Source organism: Polaromonas sp. P2_G11 (assembly GCF_056403595.1).
Genome location: NZ_JBFUFE010000001.1, coordinates 772,787 through 793,989 on the forward strand (window position 1 = coordinate 772,787; position 21,203 = coordinate 793,989).

The window sequence follows — 21,203 nt, forward strand, 5'->3', positions numbered from 1 at the left end:
ATTACGCTTGATCGCGTATGCGACACGTATTCGGAACAACCCCTAGCGACAGACCTTTAAGCGACAGCTATAACCAAAGTTCATCAAAGGGGAGACTGCTTCGTGCAATTCCTGCAGTTGCTCATCAGCGGCGTCGCCCAGGGCTGTATCTACGGCCTTATCGCGCTGGGCTTTGTACTGATTTACAAGGCCACCGAGACGGTCAGCTTCGCGCAGGGCGAACTGATGATGCTGGGCGCTTTCGGAGGCCTGGCCTGCATGACCTTGCTGGGGTTTCCCTTCTGGTTGGCGGTGATCAGCGCGATTGCGGGCATGGCGCTCTTCGGCATGGTGCTGGAGCGCCTCGTGATACGCCCCATCCTCGGCCAGCCCGCGTTTTCCATCGTGATGCTGACCATAGGTGTCGGCTACACGGCGCGCGGCCTCATCACCATGATCCCCGGCATAGGCACCGAAACCTATGTGCTGCCCGTGCCCTACAAAGACCAGATATGGAGCCTGGGCGCGCTGGTCATCAATGTCGAGCAGGTTGCCATCATCGTCACTACCGCAGCGCTGTGCCTCGTCTTGTTTGCGATGTTCAAGTACAGCAAGCTGGGCATCGCCATGCAGGCGTCGTCGCAAAACCAGCTGGCCGCGTACTACATGGGCATCCCCGTGAAACGCCTTAACGGCCTCGTGTGGGCGCTGGCCTCGGCCGTCGCCGCGATTGCCGGCCTCTTGCTCGCACCCATCACCTTTGTGCACGCCAACATGGGTTTTATCGGGCTCAAGGCTTTCCCGGCCGCGGTGGTAGGCGGTTTCGGCAGCCTGCCAGGCGCAATTGTGGGCGGCCTTGTCATCGGCCTGGTCGAATCGTTCTCGGGCTTTTATCTGCCCGACGGCTTCAAGGACATTGCTGCCTATGTGGTGGTGCTCATCATGCTGATGGTCAAGCCCAGCGGCCTGTTCGGCGAAAAGCTGAGAAAAAAGGTCTGACCCGTCATGCGTTTTATTTTCAAAACCGATTACGGGCAAGACATCAAGCTTGCGAAGCACACCGGCCATGTGTTCTGGTATGGCGCGCTGATGCTGTTGTTGCTCGCCGCGCCCTGGCTGTTTCCCGAGTACTGGCTCGCACAACTCACCTTCGTGATGATCTACGCCATCGCCGGGCTGGGCCTGATGTTGCTGGCGGGTTTCACCGGCCTCTTCTCTTTGGGGCACGCGGCCTTTCTGGGCGTCGGCGCTTACACGCAGGCGGTGATGACCAATGCAGGCCTGCCCTTTCCCATCGCACTGGTTTGCGCCGCCGGCTTGTCGGCCGCGGTAGGCCTGGTCGTGGGCCTGCCCGCGCTGCGCGTGAAGGGCATTTACCTCGGTATGGCCACGCTGTCTTTTGGTTTCATTGTTGAAGAAGTGTTTGCACGCTGGGAAAGCGTCACCGGCGGCAATGCCGGCATCCACATCAAGGTGCCCGACATGTTCGGCTGGAAGCTGGCCAGCGGCGAGTCGTTTTATTTCCTCTGCCTCGTCATCACCGTTGCCGCCACACTGGGCATCCTCAACCTCCTGCGCTCGCCCACGGGCCGGGCTTTTGTGGCGATTCGCGACTCAGAGATTTCCGCGCAGAGCATGGGCATCCATCTGGCGCGCTACAAGACGCTGTCGTTTGCGCTGTCGGCCGCGCTGGCCGGCGTGGCCGGCGCGCTCTATGCGCACAAGCTGCAGTTCATCTCGCCCGACCAGTTCAACATCCTGCAGTCCATCGACCTGTTGCTGATGATCGTGATCGGCGGCGTGGGGTCGGTACACGGTGCTTTTCTGGGCGCCATCTTTTTGATCTCCATGCCGCAGGTGATCGGCCTCACCAAAGACTATTTGCCCGCCACTATAGGCCAGGCGCCCGGCCTGCAGGCGGCGGTCTACGGCATTGTGCTGATTGCCTTTGTGCTGTTTGAGCCGATGGGGCTGTATGGCCGCTGGCTGAAGGTTCGCACCTATTTGCAGCTCTTTCCGTTCTACCGCAAGGGCCTGTTCAAACGGCAAAAAACTTTCCAGAAGTCGGACCGTCTGAAATGAGCAAAACACTCCTTTCCGCCAAAAATCTTAGCGTGCGCTTCGGCGGCGTGCTGGCCGTCAACAACGTGAGCTTTGACGTCAAGCAGGGCGAAGTCTTCACGCTCATCGGCCCCAACGGCGCCGGCAAGACCACGGTGTTCAACCTGATCAGCCGCATCTACACGCCCACCACGGGCGAGATTGAATACCGCGGCGAAAAGCTCACCCATCAGCCACCACACAAGATCGCCTCGCTGGGCATTGCGCGCACCTTCCAGAACATCGAACTGTTTGAACACGCCACCGTGCTGCACAACCTGTTGATTGGCCGGCACACGCACCGGCAAACCGGCTTGCTGCACGACCTGTTTTTTACCGCCAGGGCGCGAGATGCCGAACTGCTGGCACGCGAAAAAGCCGAGCAGGTCATTGACTTCCTCGACCTGCAACATCACCGCGATTCGATGGTCGCAGGTCTTCCCTACGGCGTGCGCAAGGTGGTCGAGCTGGCGCGGGCGCTGTGCACCGAGCCGCAGTTGCTGCTGCTTGACGAGCCCTCTTCCGGCCTCAATGTGGAGGAAACCGGCGACATGGCCTTCTGGATCCAGGACATCCAGCACGAGCTGGGCATCACGGTACTGATGGTCGAGCACGATATGTCGCTGGTCTCACGCGTGTCTGACCGGGTTCTCGCCATGAACCAGGGCGAAGTCCTGGCCATGGGCACGCCGCGCGAAGTACAGCGCGATCCCGGTGTGATTGAGGCTTATCTTGGTTCGGTGGATGAGGTCACGTCTTTAAGGAGAACGGCATGAGCGCGGTTCCCCCACCGGTGAGTGACCAACCCGTCCTGAAACTCCTCAACGTCGAGAGTTCGTATGGCCCCATCAAGGCCATACGCGGCATCAGCCTGCAGGTGCGCCGCAGCGAAATTGCCACGGTGCTGGGCTCCAACGGTGCAGGCAAATCCACCATCCTCAAGACCATCTCGGGCATCCTCGATCCGCGCAAAGGCTCCATCGACTTCAAGGGCGAGGACATCACGGCACAGGATCCGGCCCATATCGTGCAGCAAGGCTTGTCGCATGTGCCAGAGGGACGCGAGGTATTCCCTTTGCTGAGCGTGCGCGACAACCTGCTGATGGGCGCCTACACCCGCAAAGACAGCGACGGTGTGGCGCTCGACATGGAGGCGGTGTACGGCTACTTCCCGATCCTGAAAGAGCGCGCCCTGCAAGACGCCGGGCTGCTGTCGGGCGGGCAGCAGCAAATGCTGGCGATCTCGCGCGCGCTCATGGCCTCGCCCGACCTCATCTTGCTCGACGAACCCAGCCTGGGCCTGTCGCCCAAACTCACCAAGGAAATTTTTGAGATTGTGGTGCGCATCAACCGCGAGCGCGGCACCACCATCCTGTTGGTCGAGCAAAACGCCAACATGGCGCTCAACGCGTCGGACTATGGCTATGTGCTGGAGAACGGTCGCATCGTGATGGAAGACACCTGCGCCCGCCTGCGCGAGAAGGACGACATCAAGGAGTTCTACCTCGGCATGAAGGAAGACGGTGTGCGGGGCGAGCGGCGCTGGAAGAAAAAGAAGACGTGGCGGTGACTGAATGAGCAACCTTTGGGACCTTAGCCATATCCAGCCCGAGCATGCCATCGTCATGCCGGGCGAAACCATTCCCGCCGTATTCTGGAACGCGGTGGAGCAGCGCAGCCACAAGACCTGGATGCGGCAGAAAAAGCTGGGCATCTGGCGCAGCTGGACGTGGACACAAACCGGTGACGCGGTACGCGAAGTCGCCGCCGGCCTGCTCAGCCTGGGCTTTGCGCGCGACGAATGCGCCTCCATCCTTTCCAACACCGTGATCGAATGGGTGCTGGCCGACCTGGCGGTACTGAGCTGCGGCGGTGTGTGCAGCGGCATCTACCCTACCGATGCCGCATCGCAGGTGCACTACCTCTGCGATGACTCGCGCACCACCGTGCTGTTTGTCGAAGACGACGAGCAGCTCGACAAGGCACTGGAAGTGCGGCCGCAATTACCGCTGCTGCGCAAGATCATCGTGTTTGACACCGAAGGCCTGCGTGACCTGGATGACCCGGGCGTCATGGGCCTGGCCGAACTTCGCGCGCTGGGCCGCAGTTACCTGGCGGATCACCCCAACGCGGTGAAAGACAGCGCTGCTGCCTGCAGACCCGAGGACCTGGCCATCCTGGTCTACACCTCGGGCACCACCGGCAAACCCAAGGGCGCCATGCACAGCCAGCGCGGGCTGGTGTTTACCGCGCGCGGCTACAACACGCTGGTGGCACAGAACGAAGACGACGAGCGCATGTGCTTTTTGCCGCTGTGCCATATCGCCGAGCGCATGGGCGGCGAATATTTCGCGATGTATGCGGGCGCCAAGCTCAATTTTGTCGAGAACCCCGAAACCATTCCCGAGAACGTGCGCGAGATCGCGCCCACAGTGTTCACCGCCGTGCCGCGTGTGTGGGAAAAGTTTTATTCAGGCGTGATGATCGCGTTGAAGGAAGCCAGCTGGCTGCAACAGGCCGCCTATGCCTGGAGCATCGGCGTGGGCATGCGCATCGCCGACACCGTGCTGGCCGGCCAGCCGGTCAGCGCATCGCTCAAGGCCCGCTTCACGCTGGCGCGCTGGTTGGCGCTCAACAACACGCGCAAGCTCATTGGCATTCACAAGGCGCGGTTTTGCGTCACGGGTGCGGCGCCCATTTCGCCCGACCTGGTGAAGTGGTACATGGCGCTGGGCGTTCCCATGCTGGAGGTCTGGGGCATGACGGAGACCTGCGGCGCCGCCAGCGGCGTGCCGGCCAGCTGCATGAGGCCCGGCTCCATCGGCCCGGCCGCCGGCTACAACGAAATGCGGCTGGATGCAGCCACCGGCGAGATTCTGGTGCGGGGCACCAATGTCTTCATGGGCTACCTGAACCAGCCACAAAAAACCGCCGAGACGCTGGATGCCCAGGGCTGGCTGCACACCGGCGACGTGGGCGTGATGGACGAGCAAGGGTTTTTCCGTATCACCGACCGGATGAAGGACATCATCATCACCGCCGGCGGCAAGAACGTGACGCCCAGCGAGCTGGAAAACGAACTCAAGTTCTCCCCCTACATCACCGACGCCGTGGTCATCGGCGACAAGCGCGCCTACCTCACCGTCATCATCATGATCGACCAGGAAAACGTCGAGAAATTCGCCCAGGATGCGGACATACCCTTCAGTAATTACGCCAGCTTGACGCGGGCAACTGAAGTGCAAGAATTGATTCAGTCGGAAATCGACCGGGTCAACAAGAAGTTTGCGCGGGTCGAGCAGATCAAGAAATTCTTCCTGCTCGACACGCAGCTCACGGCGGAGGACGAAGAACTCACGCCGACCATGAAGCTCAAGCGCAAACTCGTAGAACAAAAATACGCCCCGCAAATAGAGGCCATGTACTGATTCCGTGCACCGGGTGAACAAGAGCCAAGAACCTTTACAGGAGACAAAACCATGAAACTGAAATCAACCGCCGTCCTTTCCGCGCTGGCCTGCGTAGCCGCCTTGTCGGCCGCTACTGCACAGGCGCAAAGCCAGGGCGTCAGCAAAACCGAAATCACGCTGGGCTCCATCCAGGATTTGTCGGGCCCGCTCGCGGGCTTCGGCAAGCAAATCCGCAACGGCATGACGCTGCGCGTCAACGAGCTGAATGAACAAGGCGGCATCAACGGCCGCAAGGTCAAGCTGATCGTCGAGGACTCGGGCTACGACCCCAAGAAGGCGGTGCTGGCGGCGCAAAAGCTGGTGAACCAGGACAAGATCTTCGCCATGGTGGGCCACCTGGGTACTGCGCAAAACCTGGCCGCCATGCCGGTGCAGTTCGAAAAAAATGTCATCAACTTCTTCCCGGTGACGGCCGCGCGCGAGATGTACGAGCCCTTTCACAAGCTCAAGTACTCGTTTGCCGCCACCTATTACGACCAGATGAAGGCGGCCGTACCCAAGCTGGTGAAAGAAAAGAACGCCAAAAAGGTCTGCTCGATGTACCAGGACGACGAGTTTGGCCTCGAAGTGCAGCGCGGCGCCGATGACGGCCTCAAAGCCATCGGCATGACCATGGTCGAGAAGACCTCCTTCAAGCGCGGCGCGACCGATTTCTCGTCGCAGATCGCCAAGCTCAAGGCCTCTGAATGCGACCTGGTGGTGCTGGGCACCATCATCCGCGAAACCATTGGCGGCATCGGCACCGCGCGCAAGCTGGGCTACAACCCGGTCTTCCTGGGCTCCAGCGCCGCCTACACCGATCTGATCCACAAGCTGGGCGGCAAAGCCATGGACGGCCTCTACGCCACCATGACGGTGCAAAACCCCTACCTGGACGAAGCCTCGCAGCCCATCCGCTTCTGGGCCAACAAGTACAAGACCGCCTTCAATGAAGACCCGACGGTGTTCTCGGTCTACGGCTATACGGTGGTCGACAGCTTTATCCGTGCATCGCAGAAAGCCGGCGCCAGCCTGACGACCGAGAGCTTCATCAAGGCCATGGACACCATGGTGATCCCGGCCGACATCTTCGGCAGCTCCGAAGGCAAGTTCGGCCCGCAAAAGCGCTTGGGCAACAACCAGTCGCGCCTGTCGATGTTGCAGGACGCGCGCTGGAAAGTGGTGTCGGACTACATCACGCAGTGAAGTCAGCCGCGACTGCCAGCCGCGACTCCGAAAAACCACCTCCGGGTGGTTTTTTTATGCAGAAAGTGACTGAAGCCTTTTAAATATCTGCGCAGAATGCTCCTGAATTAATAGCACTCGCCCTCCACCGATCGCCCCCATGGCTTGCCGTGAACCCCGCGTGTCACGCAAAATGCGTCATGCCCACCTCCGCCAAACCCGCTTCCAAAACGCCTGCCAAGACTCCCGCCGCCCCGCTTGCCACCGTGCGCTGCAAAGACACCCAGGCCTTTACCCAATGGCTGGCCAAACACCACGCAAGCAGCGCCGGTGTCTGGCTGCAAATCGCCAGGAAGGATTCAGGCATAGCCTCCATCACCCACGCCGAAGCGCTGGAAGCGGCGCTCTGCCACGGCTGGATAGACGGCCAGAGGAATTCCATGGACGCGCAGTATTTTTTGCAAAAATTCACTCCGCGCCGCGCACGCAGCACCTGGTCCAAGGTCAACTGCGCCAAGGCCCTGGCACTGATTGAATCCGGCGCCATGCAGCCGGCGGGCCTGGCCGAGGTCGAACGCGCCAAGGCCGACGGCCGCTGGGACGCGGCTTATGACGCGCAGAGCAAGATGGCGGTTCCTGACGACCTAGCGGCGTTGCTCGCGAAGAGCGCCAAAGCCAAGGCCTTCTTCGAAACACTGGACTCACGCAACCGCTTCGCCATTTTGTTCAGGCTGCAAACCGCCAAGAAAGCCGAGACACGCGAGCGCCGGCTGGTGAAGTTCGCCGACATGCTCAAGCGGGGCGAAAAAATCCATCCCTGACGGTGGACAGGGCTTTTCGGTGACGCCGTACGGCAGACGCGCTACAGTCAATCGGGCGAGCCCATCCCTCAACCGAACACGTAAGAACCTGTTTACGATCTAAAGGAGTCCGCATGGCGTCCACCTGGTGGCAGCAAGTCGGTGACACCATCGGCTCGGAGTTTTCAGATTTGCCCGATGCCGAGCAGGCCACGCGCGTCATGGTTCGCCTCACGCTGGCGGCGTTGCTGGGCGGCTTGCTGGGCATAGAGCGCGAGCAAAAAGGCAAGGCCGCCGGCGTGCGCACGCACATGCTGGTGGCCATGGGTTCCGCGATGTTCGTGCTGGTGTCGCAGCAGTCCGGCATGATCACCGCCGACTTGAGCCGGGTGATTCAGGGCGTGATTGCCGGCATCGGCTTTCTGGGCGCGGGCACCATCCTCAAGGGGCACATCAAGGGCAACCCCGACGAAGAGCAGGTCAAGGGCCTGACCACCGCCGCCGGCATCTGGCTGACGGCGGCCATTGGCGTGGCGGCCGGCATGGGACGTGAAAGCACTGCGGTCCTCAGCACCCTGCTGGCGCTCGGCATCCTGGCGCTGGTGCCGCGCCTGGTGCGTTTTCTGGAAAAGCCCGAACCGCTGCTCAAGCCTGACGGCGACAAGCGCGGGGACGGTTCATAAGCTCGTCCAGGGGCGCCGTGGTGGTTTAATTTTTCGTGCGCTGCGAGACGAACTCGCCTTCATAGCCCTTGGCCAGCGACAGCTTTTCGGCTTCGCTCAGCACCTTTCCCGCCAGCTGGAACACACCCTGCTCCTCGTCTTCAAGGTGGTGATAAATCTTGTGGTGCAGCTCTTTGGCCGTGGCCAGCCAGGCGGGCGAGCTGAAATCGGTTTCTTCCAGCGTTTCCACCAGCTTGTCCATCTGGTGGTGCTCGGCAATGCCGTGGCGTGAGGGTTCCTGTGTCATGTCGTGCGCAATCAGCGGCACATAAAAAAAGCGCTCTTCCGCCGCGGCATGCGCCGCCAGTTCAAGCTTGAGCTCCTTGAACAGCGTGGCTCTTTCCTTGCTGTCGCCCTGCGTTTTGATGAGGTTGTCCGCCAGGGCGCGCTGGGTGACATGGCTTGTTCGCAGTGCTTCAAAAATGTTCATTCAACCATTATGGGGACGGCGCAGGCCCTGGCGTGTAGGCCAAGGGCGGATCCTGCAAGGCCAAAAATCGCTATTAATTTGATAGCTGCTTGCGACCATCCAGCATGGCCTGGAGGCCTGAATGGCCAAAGAATGGGCCAACAGGGCGCAAGGCACGGTAAAAGCGCTAAATTAGGGGTTATGAAAAAAATCCTTCTTCTTGGCGGCACCGGCTTTGTCGGCGCGCACGTCTGCGAAAAACTGGCGCGGCTGCAATGCCGCGTCACCGTGGTCACTCGCCGGCAGGCCAATGCCCGCCACCTGCAAATGCTGCCGCTGGTGGATGTGATTGAGGCCGACGCCCACGATGCTTCCTCGCTGGCACCGCTGCTGGCCGGCCACGACGCCGTGGTCAACCTGATTGCCATCCTTCACGGCACAGAGGCCGCATTCGACAAGGCGCATGTGCAACTGCCGCTGGAGCTGGCCCGGGCCTGTGAAGCCAGCGGCCTCAGGCGCATCGTTCACATCAGCGCCCTGGGTGCTTCGCCCGGTTCGGCATCGATGTACCAGCGCAGCAAGGCGCGCGGTGAAGCCGTGCTGCTCAGCACCGGGCTGGATGTGACCGTGCTGCGGCCCAGCGTGATTTTTGGCGCTGAAGACAAATTCCTCAACACCTTTGCCCGGCTCCAGCAGATCTTTCCGGTGGTTCCGCTTGCAGCCGCGGATGCGCGCTTTCAGCCCGTCTGGGTGGAAGACGTCGCCGACGCCATCGTGCACTGCCTGCAAGACCCCGACACCGCCGGCCAGATCTATGAAGTTTGCGGGCCCGACGTGTTCACGCTGCGCCAGCTGGTCAGGCTGGCCGGTCGCTACGCCGGTATCAACGGCGGCAAGGGCCGCCCGGTGATCAGCCTGCCGGATTCCCTGGGGCGCCTGCAGGCGCGCCTCATGGAGCTCGCGCCCGGAGAGCCGCTGCTGAGCCGCGACAACCTCGACGCCATGGCCACCGACAACGTGGCCACCGGCAAGCTGCCCGGCCTGCAGGCACTGGGTGTTCATCCTGCCGCGCTGGATGCGGTGGGGCCTTCTTATCTGGGAGCGCAGGGCTTGCGCAGCGGACTGACGGCCAAGCGTAAAACCGCCGGCCGTTTTTAGGCCCCCACGCTTCCCCACTTCGTGTGGGTCGCTGCCCCCCGAGGGGGCGCTGCGCCTGCGGCCCGGCAAAGCCGGTTCCGCGGCCCCGGTTGGCCTGAAGAGGAAATCCGCCCTTCTTACTCGCCGTGGATGTAGCATTAATTTCAAAGATTTTTTGCATCAATCGTGATTTCGCACGGCGGTAGCATCGCAAGTCGTTTTTCCATTTGACTTCTTTCCTTCATCATCAGCAGAACAGGGACACCATGCTCAAGCTCTACATCGGCAATAAAAACTACTCGTCCTGGTCCATGCGCCCCTGGGTGCTGCTCAAGCAGGCCGGCATTCCTTTTGAAGAAATCAAACTGCGCTTTGACTCGTTCGATGCCAACTCGACCTTCAAGGAAAAAATCAGCGGCGTGAACCCGACCGGCCGGGTGCCGGCGCTGGACGACGGCGGTTTTGTCGTGTGGGACACGCTGGCGATTGCCGAATACCTCGCGGAACGCTTTCCCGAGAAAAAGCTCTGGCCGCAGGATGTGAAAGCGCGCGCCCGGGCGCGCAGCGTATGCGCTGAAATGCACAGCGGCTTTGGCGCGCTGCGTTCGGCCTGCCCCATGAACATCGAAGCCGACCTGTCGGACATGGGCCAGCTGATCTGGCGCGACAAATCGGCCGTGCGTGCCGACGTGCAGCGCATTGTCGAGATGTGGACCGAGTTGCTGCAGCAATACAAGGACCCTCGTACCGCCGGGCCGCCCCAAGGTGCGAGCGCCCCCTCGGGGGGCAGGGAGACGCAGTCGACCGTGGGGGCCAATTTCTTGTTTGGAGAGTTCGGCATTGCCGATGCCTTCTTTGCGCCTGTGTGCATGCGCCTGAGCCGGTACGCCCTGCCGGTACCGGCGGAAATCGGCGCCTACATTCAGCGCGTCAGCGCGCTGCCCGGTGTCAAAGCCTGGATCGACGACGCGCTGGCCGAAAACGATTTCCGCGAATTCGAAGAGCCCTACCGCGTCAGGCGCTGAACGGGAGACATCATGGTCACGATCTATCTGCGTTACGTGCTGAACACCGCCAAACTCAAGGAGTTCGAGCACTACGGCAAGCTGTGGATTCCGCTGGTCGAGAAATTCGGCGGCACGCACCATGGCTACTTCATGCCCAGCGAAGGCGCCAACAATATTGCATTGGCCTTGTTCACCTTTGAGAGTCTGGCGGCCTACGAGATTTACCGCCAGAACTCCTTTTCCGACCAGGAATGCCTGGCGGCTTTCAAATACGCCGAAACGACCGGCTGCATCATCAGCTACGAGCGCAGTTTCTTCCGGCCTGTTTTTTCCTGAACCGAAAGTCCGGCGCCGACCGGGCTGTTGGGGCTGGCGCGAACCGCTAAACTGACCTGATGGAAATATTCATGGTTGGTGGCGCGGTGCGCGATACCTTGTTGGGCCTGCCCGTGCAGGACCACGATTGGGTCGTCGTGGGCGCCACCCCTGAAGCGCTGGTGGCACAAGGCTACCTGCCGGTCGGCAAGGATTTCCCGGTGTTCCTGCACCCGGACACCCGTGAGGAATACGCCCTGGCCCGCACCGAACGCAAAACCGCGCCGGGCTACCGCGGGTTTGTGGTGCACGCCGAGCCCGACGTCACGCTGGAGCAGGACCTGGCGCGGCGCGACCTCACTATCAATTCAATAGCTGCTCCCGCCCGTCCAGAAACAGCTTCAGCCAGTTTTAACCCCAATTTTTCGGCGCTGATCGACCCGTTCGGCGGGCAGCAGGACATCCGGGACAAGGTATTGCGCCACGTGACGGATGCCTTCCGCGAGGACCCCGTCCGCATCCTTCGCCTGGCGCGCTTTGCCGCGCGCTTTCCGGATTTCTCCGTGGCGCCCGAAACCATGGCGCTGATGCGGGACATGGTGGCCGAAGGCGAAGCCGATGCGCTGGTACCCGAACGGGTGTGGCAGGAGTTCGCACGCGGGCTGATGGAGGGCAAGCCTTCACGCATGTTCGAGGTGCTGCGCGAATGCGGCGCGCTGCAAAAGTTGCTGCCCGAGGTAGCGCGCCTCTGGGGTGTACCCCAGCCCGCCAGCCACCACCCCGAGGTCGACACCGGCGTTCACCTGATGATGGTGCTGGACATGTCGGCGCAGCTTGAGGGCTCGCTGGCCGTGCGCTTTGCCTGCCTGTGCCACGACCTCGGCAAGGGCACGACACCGGCCGATGTTTTGCCGCGGCACATCGGTCACGAAGAACGCAGCGCCCAACTGCTGAAAGACGTCTGCGAGCGCCTGCGCGTGCCGGTCGACTGCCGCGAGATTGCCGACGTGGTGGCCCGCGAGCACGGCAACGTGCACCGCAGCGAAAGCCTGGGCGCCGCGGCCCTGGTGCGGCTGCTGGAGCGCTGCGATGCGTTTCGCAAGCCCCAGCGTTTCGGCGATATTTTGCTGGCCTGCGAATGCGACGCCCGCGGGCGCCTGGGCCTGCAGGATTCGCCCTACCCGCAACGCCCGCGCCTGCTGGATGCCCTGGCCGCGGCCCAGGCGGTGCAAACGCAGCCGCTGGCGCTGCAGGCCCAGGCGGCGGGACGCGGCGGCAAACAGATTGGCGAGTCCATCCACAGAGCACGCGTCAAAGCGGTGCAGGACAGCCTCCCCGGCACCGCTACAGAGTAGCCGCCATTGGCTGAAATGTGGAAAAAGGCGAAACCGGCCTACAGTGATTCAGCAGGGGCTCTGCTAAGGTGAATGGCGATGCATTTATCACCTTCTTCATCGCCGCCCCGACCCTCTTCACACGCACTTCCTCCCGGGCCTTTCGGGTCATTGCCGGTCATCAACGCGCAGACCGCCCTTTTTCTGGACTTTGACGGAACATTGGCCGACCTGGCGCCAGAACCCGACGCAGTCCAGCTGGTTTCAGGCGTGATTCCAGCCCTGGCGAGGCTTTCAGCGCAGTTGGGCGGCGCGCTGGCGATTGTGTCGGGCCGCAGGCTGGCCGACCTCGATGGCTTTCTCGCGCCTTTGCGGCTACCCCTGGCCACCGAACATGGCGCGCAGCGCCGCGATACGCAGGGCCGCGTCGTCAGCCTGGCAGAGCCGGACCTGCGGGAGCTCACCCGACGCGCCACCGACCTGGCCGCGCATCATGACGGGTTGCGCGTGGAAATCAAGCTGGCGGCCGTTGCCCTGCACTATCGCCACGCACCCGAGCTGGAAGCACTGTGCCTGCAGGTCATGCAGGAGGCGGCCGACCGCACGCCCGGTGTCGAGCTGCTGCATGGCAAGTGTGTTTTTGAAGTCAAACCGGCCAACGTCAGCAAAGGCTCGGCCATCAAGGCTTTTATGGCCGAACCGCCATTTGCGGGCCGCCTGCCCCTGTTTGCCGGCGACGACACCACCGACGAAGCCGGCTTTGCGGCCGTGCAATCCCTGGGCGGTGAAGGCATCAAGGTCGGCGAAGGCGCCACCCAGGCGCGCCATCGCTGCGCGTCACCCGAGGCGCTGCACCAATGGCTGCATGCGGCCTTCGGCGGCATGGCGCGGGAGACCGACGAAACACCGGCCGCCGCGCCAGAAAGCCGCCCATGAACGTCGCCGCCGACTCCCTGAACTTCGCGCCGCCCGCCCAACCCTCGCTGGCCATGGGCGTCATCGGCAACTGCGCCTTCAGTGCGCTGATTGATGTGCGCGGCCGCATCGTCTGGTGCTGCCTGCCGCGGTTTGACGGCGACCCTGTATTCAATGCGCTTCTCGAGCCGCAGCCCGCGCAGGACGACGCGACCGCCCCGGGCATCCAGGACTCGCAGTCCAGCGCCTTCGCCATCGAGATCGAGGATTTCGCCGAAGCCAAGCAGTGGTATGAGCCCAATACGGCGGTGCTGCGCACCCAGTTGTTCGACACACGCGGCCAGGGCATCGAGATCACCGATTTCGCGCCGCGCTTTTTCAGCCGATCACGCTTTTTCAGGCCCATGACGCTGGTGCGCCGCGTCAAACCCATCCACGGCGCGCCGCGCATCCGCGTATCGCTGGACATCCGCTTCGACTGGGGCCGGCGCAAGCCGCTGATCACCCAGGGCAGCAACCACCTGCGCTATGTGGGCGACGAGCTGACGCTGCGCCTGAACACCGACGTGTCGATTTCACACCTGCTGTCAAAGCAGCCTTTTGTGCTGACACGCGAGCATAATTTTCTGCTCGGCGCCGACGAGTCGCTGCCCGACGGCATTGCCGACACGGCGCGCCTGTTTGAGCAGGAAACCATTTCCTACTGGAAAAAATGGAGCCAGCGCCTGCACATTCCGCTGGAATGGCAGGAGGCCGTGATACGCGCAGCCATCACGCTCAAGCTTTCGCTCTTTGAAGACACCGGCGCCATCGTCGCCGCCATGACTACCAGCATTCCCGAGGCACCCGGCAGCCAGCGCAACTGGGACTACCGTTATTGCTGGCTGCGCGACGCCTTTTTTGTGGTGCGCGCACTCAACAGCCTCTCGGAAGTCGGCACCATGGAAGACTACCTGCGCTGGCTCGCCAACGTGGTGGTGCAGTCCAAGGGCGGGCACATCCAGCCGCTCTACGGCATAGGCCTGGAGCGCGAGCTGCCCGAATCCACCATGTTGCATCTGGGCGGCTACCGCGGCATGGGACCGGTGCGCGTGGGCAACCAGGCGCAGGAGCATTTCCAGCACGACGTCTACGGCAATGTGGTGCTGGGCGCGGCCCAGGCTTTTCACGACCATCGCCTGCTGCACCGTGCCGGCATTGCCGAGTTCAAGCGGCTCGAGGAAGTTGGCGAGCAGGCCGTGCACAGTTACGACAAGCCAGATGCCGGCATGTGGGAGCTGCGCACGCGCGCGCGCATCCACACGTCGTCGGCCCTGATGTGCTGGGCCGCCTGCGACCGGCTGGCCAAGATCGCGCTGGTGCTCAAGCTGCAGGATCGGGCCGACTACTGGCGCGGCCATGCGGCAGTGATGCAGGAACGCATCCTGCGCGAATCCTGGAGTGAAGAACGCCAGGCCTTTGCCGAAAGCTTTGGCGGGCGCGACCTCGACGCCAGCGTGCTGCTGATGATTGAAGTGGGCTTTATCGATCCCAAAGACCCGCGCTTTGTCGCCACGGTAGACGCACTGGAAACCCATTTGTGCGACGGCCCCTACATGCGCCGCTATGAGGCGCCGGACGATTTCGGCAAGCCCGAAACCGCCTTCAACATCTGCACCTTCTGGCGCATCGACGCGCTGGCACGCATAGGCCGCAAGGAGCAGGCCCGCGAGATTTTCAACACCATGCTGGCCGCGCGCAACCATGTGGGCCTGCTCTCGGAAGACACGCATCCCGTGACCGGCGAGATGTGGGGGAATTTTCCGCAGACGTATTCGATGGTGGGGATCATCAATGCTGCCGTCCGCTTGTCCACCCCGTGGGAATCTCAAGTATGAACTTGAACACCCCCGCCGGATGCTCACTTCGTGTAGCACCTCCCCCCCTCGCAGGGGGCCGGCGCCTGCGGCCCGGCAAAGCCAGTTCCGCGGCCCCCGCTGGTAAAGAGGGGCGTTTGCCATGAGCCGGCTAGTTGTTGTATCCAACCGCGTAGCGGATCCACGCAAGGCTGCGGCTGGCGGACTGGCCGTAGCGCTGGGCGATGCACTCAATGCTACCGGTGGGCTGTGGTTCGGCTGGAGCGGCACGGTCGTTGAGGGCGGCGCCGCCGGAGAAGGCGAGCTGCATGTGCAGCAGGCGGGCAACATCAAGCTGGCCACGGTGGACCTGTCGGCCGAAGACCATGCGGGCTACTATCTGGGTTACAGCAACGGCGTGCTCTGGCCGGTGTTTCATTACCGGCTGGACCTGGCGCGTTTTGACACAGGCTTTATCGAGGCCTACCGCCGCGTGAACCGGCTGTTTGCGCACAAGCTCATGAGCCTGCTGCAGCCCGACGACATCATCTGGATCCACGACTACCACCTGATCCCCATGGCGGCCGAATTGCGCGCCATGGGCTGCAACAACCGCATCGGATTTTTCCTGCACATTCCGCTGCCGCCGCAGCAGGTGCTGGCGGCCATTCCCCAGCACGAATGGCTGATGCGTGCGCTGTTCGCCTACGACCTGGTCGGCTTCCAGAGCGAGAACGACCTGCTGCACTTCTCGCGCTATGTGCAGGCCGAAGCCGGCGCGGTGGCGCTGGGCGACAACCGCTTCAGGGCCTTTCACCGCACTGTGCGGGCGGGCGCTTTTCCCATCGGCATAGACGTGGACGAGTTCGCGGCGCTCACGCACGCGCAGGATGCGCGCGACATGTACGAACGCATGAAGGAAGAGTATTCACGCCGCAAGCTGCTGCTGGGTGTCGAGCGGCTCGACTATTCCAAAGGCTTGCCGCAGCGGCTGCGGACGTTTGAAACCTTGCTCAAAAAGTACCCGGAAAATCTCCGCAGCGCCACGCTGATCCAGATCGCCTCGCCCAGCCGTGAGGACATGGGCACCTACACCGATCTGCTGCAGGAACTGGAAAGCCTGTGCGGCGCCATCAACGGCAATTTCGGCGAGCTCGACTGGATGCCCGTTCGCTACATCCACCGCAACGTGGCGCGCAAGCGCCTGCCGGGTTTGTACCGCGTGGCGCGGGTGGCGCTGGTCACGCCGCTGCGCGACGGCATGAACCTTGTGGCCAAGGAATTCATCGCCGCACAAGACCCGGCCGACCCCGGGGTGCTGGTGCTGTCCCGCTTTGCGGGGGCTGCGGAGCAACTGGAAGACGCGTTGCTGGTCAATCCCTACGATACCGACGGCACCGCGGACACCGTACAGCGTGCGCTTCAAATGCCGCTGGAGGAGCGGCAGGCGCGGCATCAGAAGCTGCTCAAGACCATCCGGGAACGCGATGTGCATTGGTGGCGGAGGGAGTTTCTTAACGCCCTCGGCTACGAGGGACCGGCTTAGTTGCCGGTTCTTGCTCCGGCCTTAGCTCTCTCTGCTGAGGGTTGTTGGCCGGGGTTGCCCGGCATGCAAGTAACTTTCTTTTGCTTCGCCAAAAGAAAGTCACCAAAGAAAAGGCGACCCTGCTGTCTGCGACCCCTGCGCTTCGCTCCGGGGCAACCTGCGGTGCTCGGCTCAGGCGGGGTCTCGCTCGAACTCGCCTTCGGCTCAGACAATCGCGATCCCTGATCCGCCTGAACCTGCGCTCCTCGGCGCAGACAGAAGGGGTAATCGGGAGCGGGGACCAAAGATAAATACCCAACTCCAATACCAACAAGGACACGCCGCAGCGTGTCCTTGTTTCTTCTGGTATTCGGGGTCCTGTCTTCGGCTGGTATTCCTGCCTCTACCCCCTTGTGGATGCGCCGAGGAGCAGAGGGCCAGACGGATCAGGGCAAAAACTTGTTTGAGCGAAGCGAGTTGTTTTTGACCCCGGCTGGACCGAGCACCACAGGTTGCCCGCAGCGAAGCGTAGGGACGCAGGAGCCAGGGTCGCCTTTCTTTTGCTTACTTTTCTTTGGCGAAGCAAAGAAAAGTGAGTCGCTGCCGGGCGACCCCGGCCAGCAACCCTCAGCAGAGAGAGCTAAGGCCGGAGCAAGAGCCGGCCAAGAAAACTTAAGAAACGATATAAGCCCCAGCCCCAGTAGAAAACAACTTACCGTCAGCCCCCAGAAACTCCATCCTCGTACTCGCCACCCGAGACCCCAGCCGCATCACCTCAGCCCGCAACTCAAAAAATTCACTGATGCCAGGCCGCAAATAATCCACCCGCAGATCGATGGTGCCCAGCTTGGCAAAGCGGTGCAGCCGCTGCATCGGCGATTCGTCCATGTGGCGCGCGCCTATGGCCGCCATCACGGCGAGCCCGCCCATGGCGTCCAGACCGGCGCTGATCACGCCGCCGTGGATGCGGTTGTGGGCGTAGTGGCCTATCAGCTCGTTGCGCATGTCAATGCGGGCGGTGACCCGTTCCGCCGTCACCGAGGTGATCTTGAGCCCCAGCAACTTGTTGAAAACGATTTTTTCCTCGAACAGCTCTTTGAGGCTGGCGACAAATTCCGGCTCGAACTCAATCGCGCCGGCGGGGGTGGGCTGTGCTTTGGTCATGGCGTCAATTGTCGTGCAGCGAAATCTTTCCTGATTTTCCGGGTTCTCATGCTTTGGCCTCATCGAACCTCAGCAACACCTGCCCGGTACTTGTTTGCTGACCCACCTCTGCCATCACAGCCGCCAGCACGGCATCGTGCGGGGCATTGACCGCGTGCTCCAGCTTCATGGATTCAATCACCAGCAGCGTGTCGCCGCGCTTCACGGCCTGGCCTGGCGCCGCATGGACAGCAATCACCTTGCCGTTGAAGGGCGCCCGCAACTCCCGCGCGGTTGCAACACCGCCGGATGCCGGCGGCGCAAAGGTGGAATCTTCCAGGAACAGGTCCACAGAGCCCGTCTGCACATGCCAGCGTGCACCGGGTTGCCCGGAAGATTCCTTCAGGCGAACCGCCGATATGCGCTGCCCGGTCTGGCCTGTGCCTACCGTCAGAGCACCATCGGGTCCCCGAGTGATCACCGCCTGCAACACCTCGCCGCCCGCTTCGATTTCCAGCACACCCCCGCCCAGCTCACGTATGCGCAGATCGAGCAGCTGCCCACGGTGGCGCAGCCGAACCGGTCGGGGAAACGGGCACGGCAGGCTGTTTGCGGCGCTGTTTGAGTCAATATCTTGAGAGAAAATGGCCGCCAGTCCATACGGAACAAGCGCAAGCAGCTCCTCTTTTTGTAGCACTCCGCGTATCGCATCGCCCTGCTCCGCCAGAAAAGGAATCAGCGCATGCCCGGCGCGGAACACCGGATGGGCCAGGCAAGCCGACAAAAACTTCCGGTTGGTGGGCAGGCCCAGTACTTCGGTACGGCCCAGCGCCGCCACCAGTTGGTCTATGGCTTGCTCACGTGTGGCAGCATGCACCACCAGCTTGCCCAGCATCGAATCGTAATGAGGCGACACCACCTGGCCTTCAAACAGCGCATGGTCAAAGCGCACTTCGCCGGGTTCACGAAAGCGCCGCACCGTGCCTGTGTGCGGCGTGAAATTCTCGTCTTCGGCACACAGGCGCACCTCAATCGCATGACCGCTAAACGCCACCTGATCCTGCGCAAGAGGCAGTGGCTCGCCTTGCGCTACGCGCAGCTGCCATTCGACGAGATCAAGGCCTGTGACAGCTTCAGTCACCGGATGCTCGACCTGCAAGCGAGTGTTCATTTCCATAAGGAAGAAACTAGCCCCCACGCTTGCCACTTCGTGTGCTGCGCTGCCCCCCAAGGGGGCCTTCGCGCCTTGGGGCGGCCCGGCGGCGCTCACGTCGCCACCATCAACCAGAAACTCCACCGTCCCTGCACCCACATAACCCGCGGCTTGCGCCAGCGCTACCGCCGCCCCACACATGCGCGCACGCAGCGCAGCATCCACCGCCGGGCAGGGCGTTTCTTCAATGATCTTCTGGTGGCGGCGTTGCACCGAGCAGTCGCGCTCGCCCAGATGAATGCAATGGCCGTGGGCGTCGGCAAACACCTGCACCTCGACATGGCGTGGATTTAACAAAGCCCGCTCCATCAGCAGCTCCCCGCTGCCAAAGGCCGAGAGCGCTTCAGAGCGGGCGCTTTGGAGCGCCGCCGAAAGGTGCGCGGCCTCCCGCACCAGCCGCATGCCGCGCCCACCGCCGCCCGCCACGGCCTTGACCATCAGCGGGTAACCGATGCGCGCGGCTTCGGCTTCAAAGCGCGCGTCGGACTGGTCATGACCCTGGTAGCCCGGCAGGCAGGGTACGCCTTGCGCCGCGGCGAGTTGCTTGGCAGCCGACTTGCTGCCGAGCTGCCGGATCGCGGCCGGCGGTGGCCCCACCCAGGTCAGCCCCGCAGCAATCACCGCGTCGGCAAAGGCGGCGTTCTCGCTGAGGAAACCGTAGCCCGGATGCACCGCATCGGCGCCGCTGGCCTTGGCCGCAGCAACCAGTTTGTCGATGCGCAGATAGGAATCGGCAGAAGTGGCACCTCCCAGCACACAGGCGATGTCCGCCTCCTGCACATGCAGCGCACCGGCGTCGGCGTCTGAATACACCGCCACCGTCTGCATGCCCATGGTTCGCGCGGTGCGCATGATGCGGCGCGCAATCTCCCCACGATTGGCCACCAGCAAGCAGCGGATATTTTTCATGCAGACGCCCCGCTCCGTATGCCAGGCACGGTCATGAACTCAGCCACCCTTCTTGCCGGACTTGGCCACGCCCATCATTTTGGCGATGATCCCCATCATGACTTCGTCGGCCCCACCGCCTATGGAAGCGAGCCGGCCGTCGCGGAACATGCGCGCCACCTTGTTCTCCCAGGTGTAGCCCATGCCGCCCCAGAACTGCAGGCAGGTGTCGGGCACCAGGCGGTTGAGCCGCCCGGCCTTGAGCTTGGCCATGGACGCGAGCTCGGTCACGTCCTGGCCCTGCACATAGAGCTCGCAGGCACGGTAGGTCATGGCGCGCAGGCTCTCGACTTCGGTCTTCATCTCGGCAAGCTTGAACTGCACCCATTGCTGGTCAGCCAGAGTGGCGCCGAAAAGCTTGCGCTCATGCGCCCACTCGACCGTCCATTCAATGCAGTTGGACAGCGACTGGATGCAGCTGGCTGCGCACCACAGGCGCTCTTCCTGGAACTGCATCATCTGGTAGACAAAGCCCGAGCCTTCGCTGCCGATCAGGTAACGCTGCGGCACACGCACTTCGTCAAAGTAGATCAGGCCGGTGTCGGACGAGTTCATGCCGATTTTTTTGATTTTTTTGGCCGCTTCAATGCCTTTGCGCAGCTTGCCCTTGTCGCGCATGGGCACCATGACCAGGCTCTTGTTTTTGTGCACAGGGCCCTCACCGGTGTTGACCAGCATGCACATCCAGTCGGCCTGCAGGCTGTTGGTGATCCACATCTTCTGGCCGCTGACGATGTAGTCGCCGCCGTCCTTGCGGGCATGGCTCTTGATGGAGGCGACATCGCTGCCCGCACCCGGCTCGCTCACACCGACGCAGCCGACGGCATCGCCGGCAATCGCTGGAGCGAGGAATTCGCGCTTGAGTTCGTCGCTGCCGAAGCGCGCGAGTGCCGGCGTGCACATGTCGGTCTGCACGCCAATGGCCATGGGCACGCCGCCGCAATCAATGTGGCCCAGCGCTTCGGCCATGGCCATGGCGTAGGAGTAGTCCAGGCCCGCGCCGCCGTATTCCTCAGACTTGGTCAGGCCCAGCATGCCCAGGTTGCCGAGCTTCTTGAACACTTCATGCGCGGGAAAGATTTCAGCGGCTTCCCATTCATCGACGTGCGGATTGATCTCGGCGTCAATGAACCGCTTCAGGGTTTTCTGGATTTCAAGGTGTTCGTGCGTGTATTGCATTTCGTTGT

The 21,203-nt window shown here is 62.4% G+C and carries 19 protein-coding genes; 15 read left to right on the plus strand and 4 right to left on the minus strand.

What is annotated here, in order from left to right:
* Positions 1-102: 102 nt before the first annotated feature.
* From AC1DWQ_RS03805 to AC1DWQ_RS03840, 8 genes are all read left to right on the plus strand, one after another.
* The gene (locus tag AC1DWQ_RS03805; RefSeq protein WP_477668427.1) at positions 103-978 is read left to right on the plus strand and encodes a branched-chain amino acid ABC transporter permease; all 876 of its coding nucleotides are present in this window, start codon (positions 103-105) and stop codon (positions 976-978) included.
* A gap of 6 nt (positions 979-984) precedes the next feature.
* Positions 985-2,061 carry a branched-chain amino acid ABC transporter permease gene (locus tag AC1DWQ_RS03810; RefSeq protein WP_477668428.1) on the plus strand — a complete coding sequence of 359 codons (1,077 nt, stop codon included), beginning with the start codon at positions 985-987 and terminating at the stop codon, positions 2,059-2,061.
* On the plus strand, positions 2,058-2,855 hold the full coding sequence (locus AC1DWQ_RS03815; RefSeq protein WP_477668429.1) for an ABC transporter ATP-binding protein: 798 nt from the start codon (positions 2,058-2,060) through the stop codon (positions 2,853-2,855). Before AC1DWQ_RS03810 ends, AC1DWQ_RS03815 begins: the two co-directional genes overlap by 4 nt.
* Positions 2,852-3,649 carry an ABC transporter ATP-binding protein gene (locus AC1DWQ_RS03820; RefSeq protein WP_477668430.1) on the plus strand — a complete coding sequence of 266 codons (798 nt, stop codon included), beginning with the start codon at positions 2,852-2,854 and terminating at the stop codon, positions 3,647-3,649. The genes AC1DWQ_RS03815 and AC1DWQ_RS03820 overlap by 4 nt, the downstream gene beginning before the upstream one ends.
* Positions 3,650-3,653: 4 nt before the next feature.
* Positions 3,654-5,507, plus strand: coding sequence for an AMP-dependent synthetase/ligase (locus tag AC1DWQ_RS03825; RefSeq protein WP_477668431.1), 1,854 nt, complete (start codon positions 3,654-3,656; stop codon positions 5,505-5,507).
* A 51-nt stretch (positions 5,508-5,558) separates the two neighbouring features.
* Complete coding sequence (locus tag AC1DWQ_RS03830; protein ID WP_477668432.1) at positions 5,559-6,734, plus strand: ABC transporter substrate-binding protein; 1,176 nt, start codon at positions 5,559-5,561, stop codon at positions 6,732-6,734.
* Between the two features lie 179 nt (positions 6,735-6,913).
* Positions 6,914-7,534 carry a YdeI/OmpD-associated family protein gene (locus AC1DWQ_RS03835; RefSeq protein ID WP_477668433.1) on the plus strand — a complete coding sequence of 207 codons (621 nt, stop codon included), beginning with the start codon at positions 6,914-6,916 and terminating at the stop codon, positions 7,532-7,534.
* A gap of 113 nt (positions 7,535-7,647) precedes the next feature.
* Positions 7,648-8,196 (plus strand): MgtC/SapB family protein, encoded by a 549-nt coding sequence (locus AC1DWQ_RS03840; protein ID WP_477668434.1) that lies wholly within the window; start codon positions 7,648-7,650, stop codon positions 8,194-8,196.
* A gap of 25 nt (positions 8,197-8,221) precedes the next feature.
* On the opposite strand, the gene AC1DWQ_RS03845 is transcribed toward AC1DWQ_RS03840, so the two are convergent.
* Entirely contained in the window at positions 8,222-8,665 is a 444-nt protein-coding gene (locus AC1DWQ_RS03845; protein WP_477668435.1) for a hemerythrin domain-containing protein, read from the minus strand.
* Positions 8,666-8,845: 180 nt separating this feature from the next.
* Here AC1DWQ_RS03845 and AC1DWQ_RS03850 point away from each other — a divergent pair, with 180 nt between their 5' ends.
* The 7 genes from AC1DWQ_RS03850 (at position 8,846) to otsA (ending at position 16,733) form a co-directional block, all read left to right on the plus strand.
* Positions 8,846-9,802, plus strand: coding sequence for a complex I NDUFA9 subunit family protein (locus AC1DWQ_RS03850; protein ID WP_477668436.1), 957 nt, complete (start codon positions 8,846-8,848; stop codon positions 9,800-9,802).
* Positions 9,803-10,047: 245 nt separating this feature from the next.
* Positions 10,048-10,806 carry a glutathione S-transferase family protein gene (locus AC1DWQ_RS03855; RefSeq protein WP_477668437.1) on the plus strand — a complete coding sequence of 253 codons (759 nt, stop codon included), beginning with the start codon at positions 10,048-10,050 and terminating at the stop codon, positions 10,804-10,806.
* 12 nt (positions 10,807-10,818) lie between these two features.
* The gene (locus tag AC1DWQ_RS03860) at positions 10,819-11,124 is read left to right on the plus strand and encodes an NIPSNAP family protein (RefSeq protein WP_477651240.1); all 306 of its coding nucleotides are present in this window, start codon (positions 10,819-10,821) and stop codon (positions 11,122-11,124) included.
* A 59-nt stretch (positions 11,125-11,183) separates the two neighbouring features.
* On the plus strand, positions 11,184-12,458 hold the full coding sequence (locus AC1DWQ_RS03865; RefSeq protein WP_477668438.1) for a multifunctional CCA addition/repair protein: 1,275 nt from the start codon (positions 11,184-11,186) through the stop codon (positions 12,456-12,458).
* A gap of 78 nt (positions 12,459-12,536) precedes the next feature.
* On the plus strand, positions 12,537-13,373 hold the full coding sequence (gene otsB, locus AC1DWQ_RS03870; RefSeq protein WP_477668439.1) for a trehalose-phosphatase: 837 nt from the start codon (positions 12,537-12,539) through the stop codon (positions 13,371-13,373).
* Positions 13,370-15,229 carry a glycoside hydrolase family 15 protein gene (locus AC1DWQ_RS03875; RefSeq protein ID WP_477668440.1) on the plus strand — a complete coding sequence of 620 codons (1,860 nt, stop codon included), beginning with the start codon at positions 13,370-13,372 and terminating at the stop codon, positions 15,227-15,229. Before otsB ends, AC1DWQ_RS03875 begins: the two co-directional genes overlap by 4 nt.
* 121 nt (positions 15,230-15,350) lie before the next feature.
* Complete coding sequence (gene otsA / locus AC1DWQ_RS03880) at positions 15,351-16,733, plus strand: alpha,alpha-trehalose-phosphate synthase (UDP-forming) (protein WP_477668441.1); 1,383 nt, start codon at positions 15,351-15,353, stop codon at positions 16,731-16,733.
* A gap of 651 nt (positions 16,734-17,384) precedes the next feature.
* Here the strand turns inward: otsA and AC1DWQ_RS03885 are convergent.
* Genes AC1DWQ_RS03885 through AC1DWQ_RS03895 form a run of 3 tightly spaced genes read right to left on the minus strand, consistent with a single transcriptional unit; the run spans position 17,385 to position 21,195 of the window.
* Positions 17,385-17,876 carry a thioesterase family protein gene (locus tag AC1DWQ_RS03885; RefSeq protein WP_477651237.1) on the minus strand — a complete coding sequence of 164 codons (492 nt, stop codon included), beginning with the start codon at positions 17,874-17,876 and terminating at the stop codon, positions 17,385-17,387.
* A gap of 46 nt (positions 17,877-17,922) precedes the next feature.
* Positions 17,923-19,977: an acetyl/propionyl/methylcrotonyl-CoA carboxylase subunit alpha gene (locus AC1DWQ_RS03890; protein WP_477668442.1), complete on the minus strand. Its 2,055-nt coding sequence runs from the start codon at positions 19,975-19,977 to the stop codon at positions 17,923-17,925.
* 39 nt (positions 19,978-20,016) lie between these two features.
* Positions 20,017-21,195, minus strand: a complete 1,179-nt coding sequence (locus tag AC1DWQ_RS03895) for an acyl-CoA dehydrogenase family protein (protein WP_477668443.1) — start codon at positions 21,193-21,195, stop codon at positions 20,017-20,019.
* Positions 21,196-21,203 lie beyond the last annotated feature (8 nt).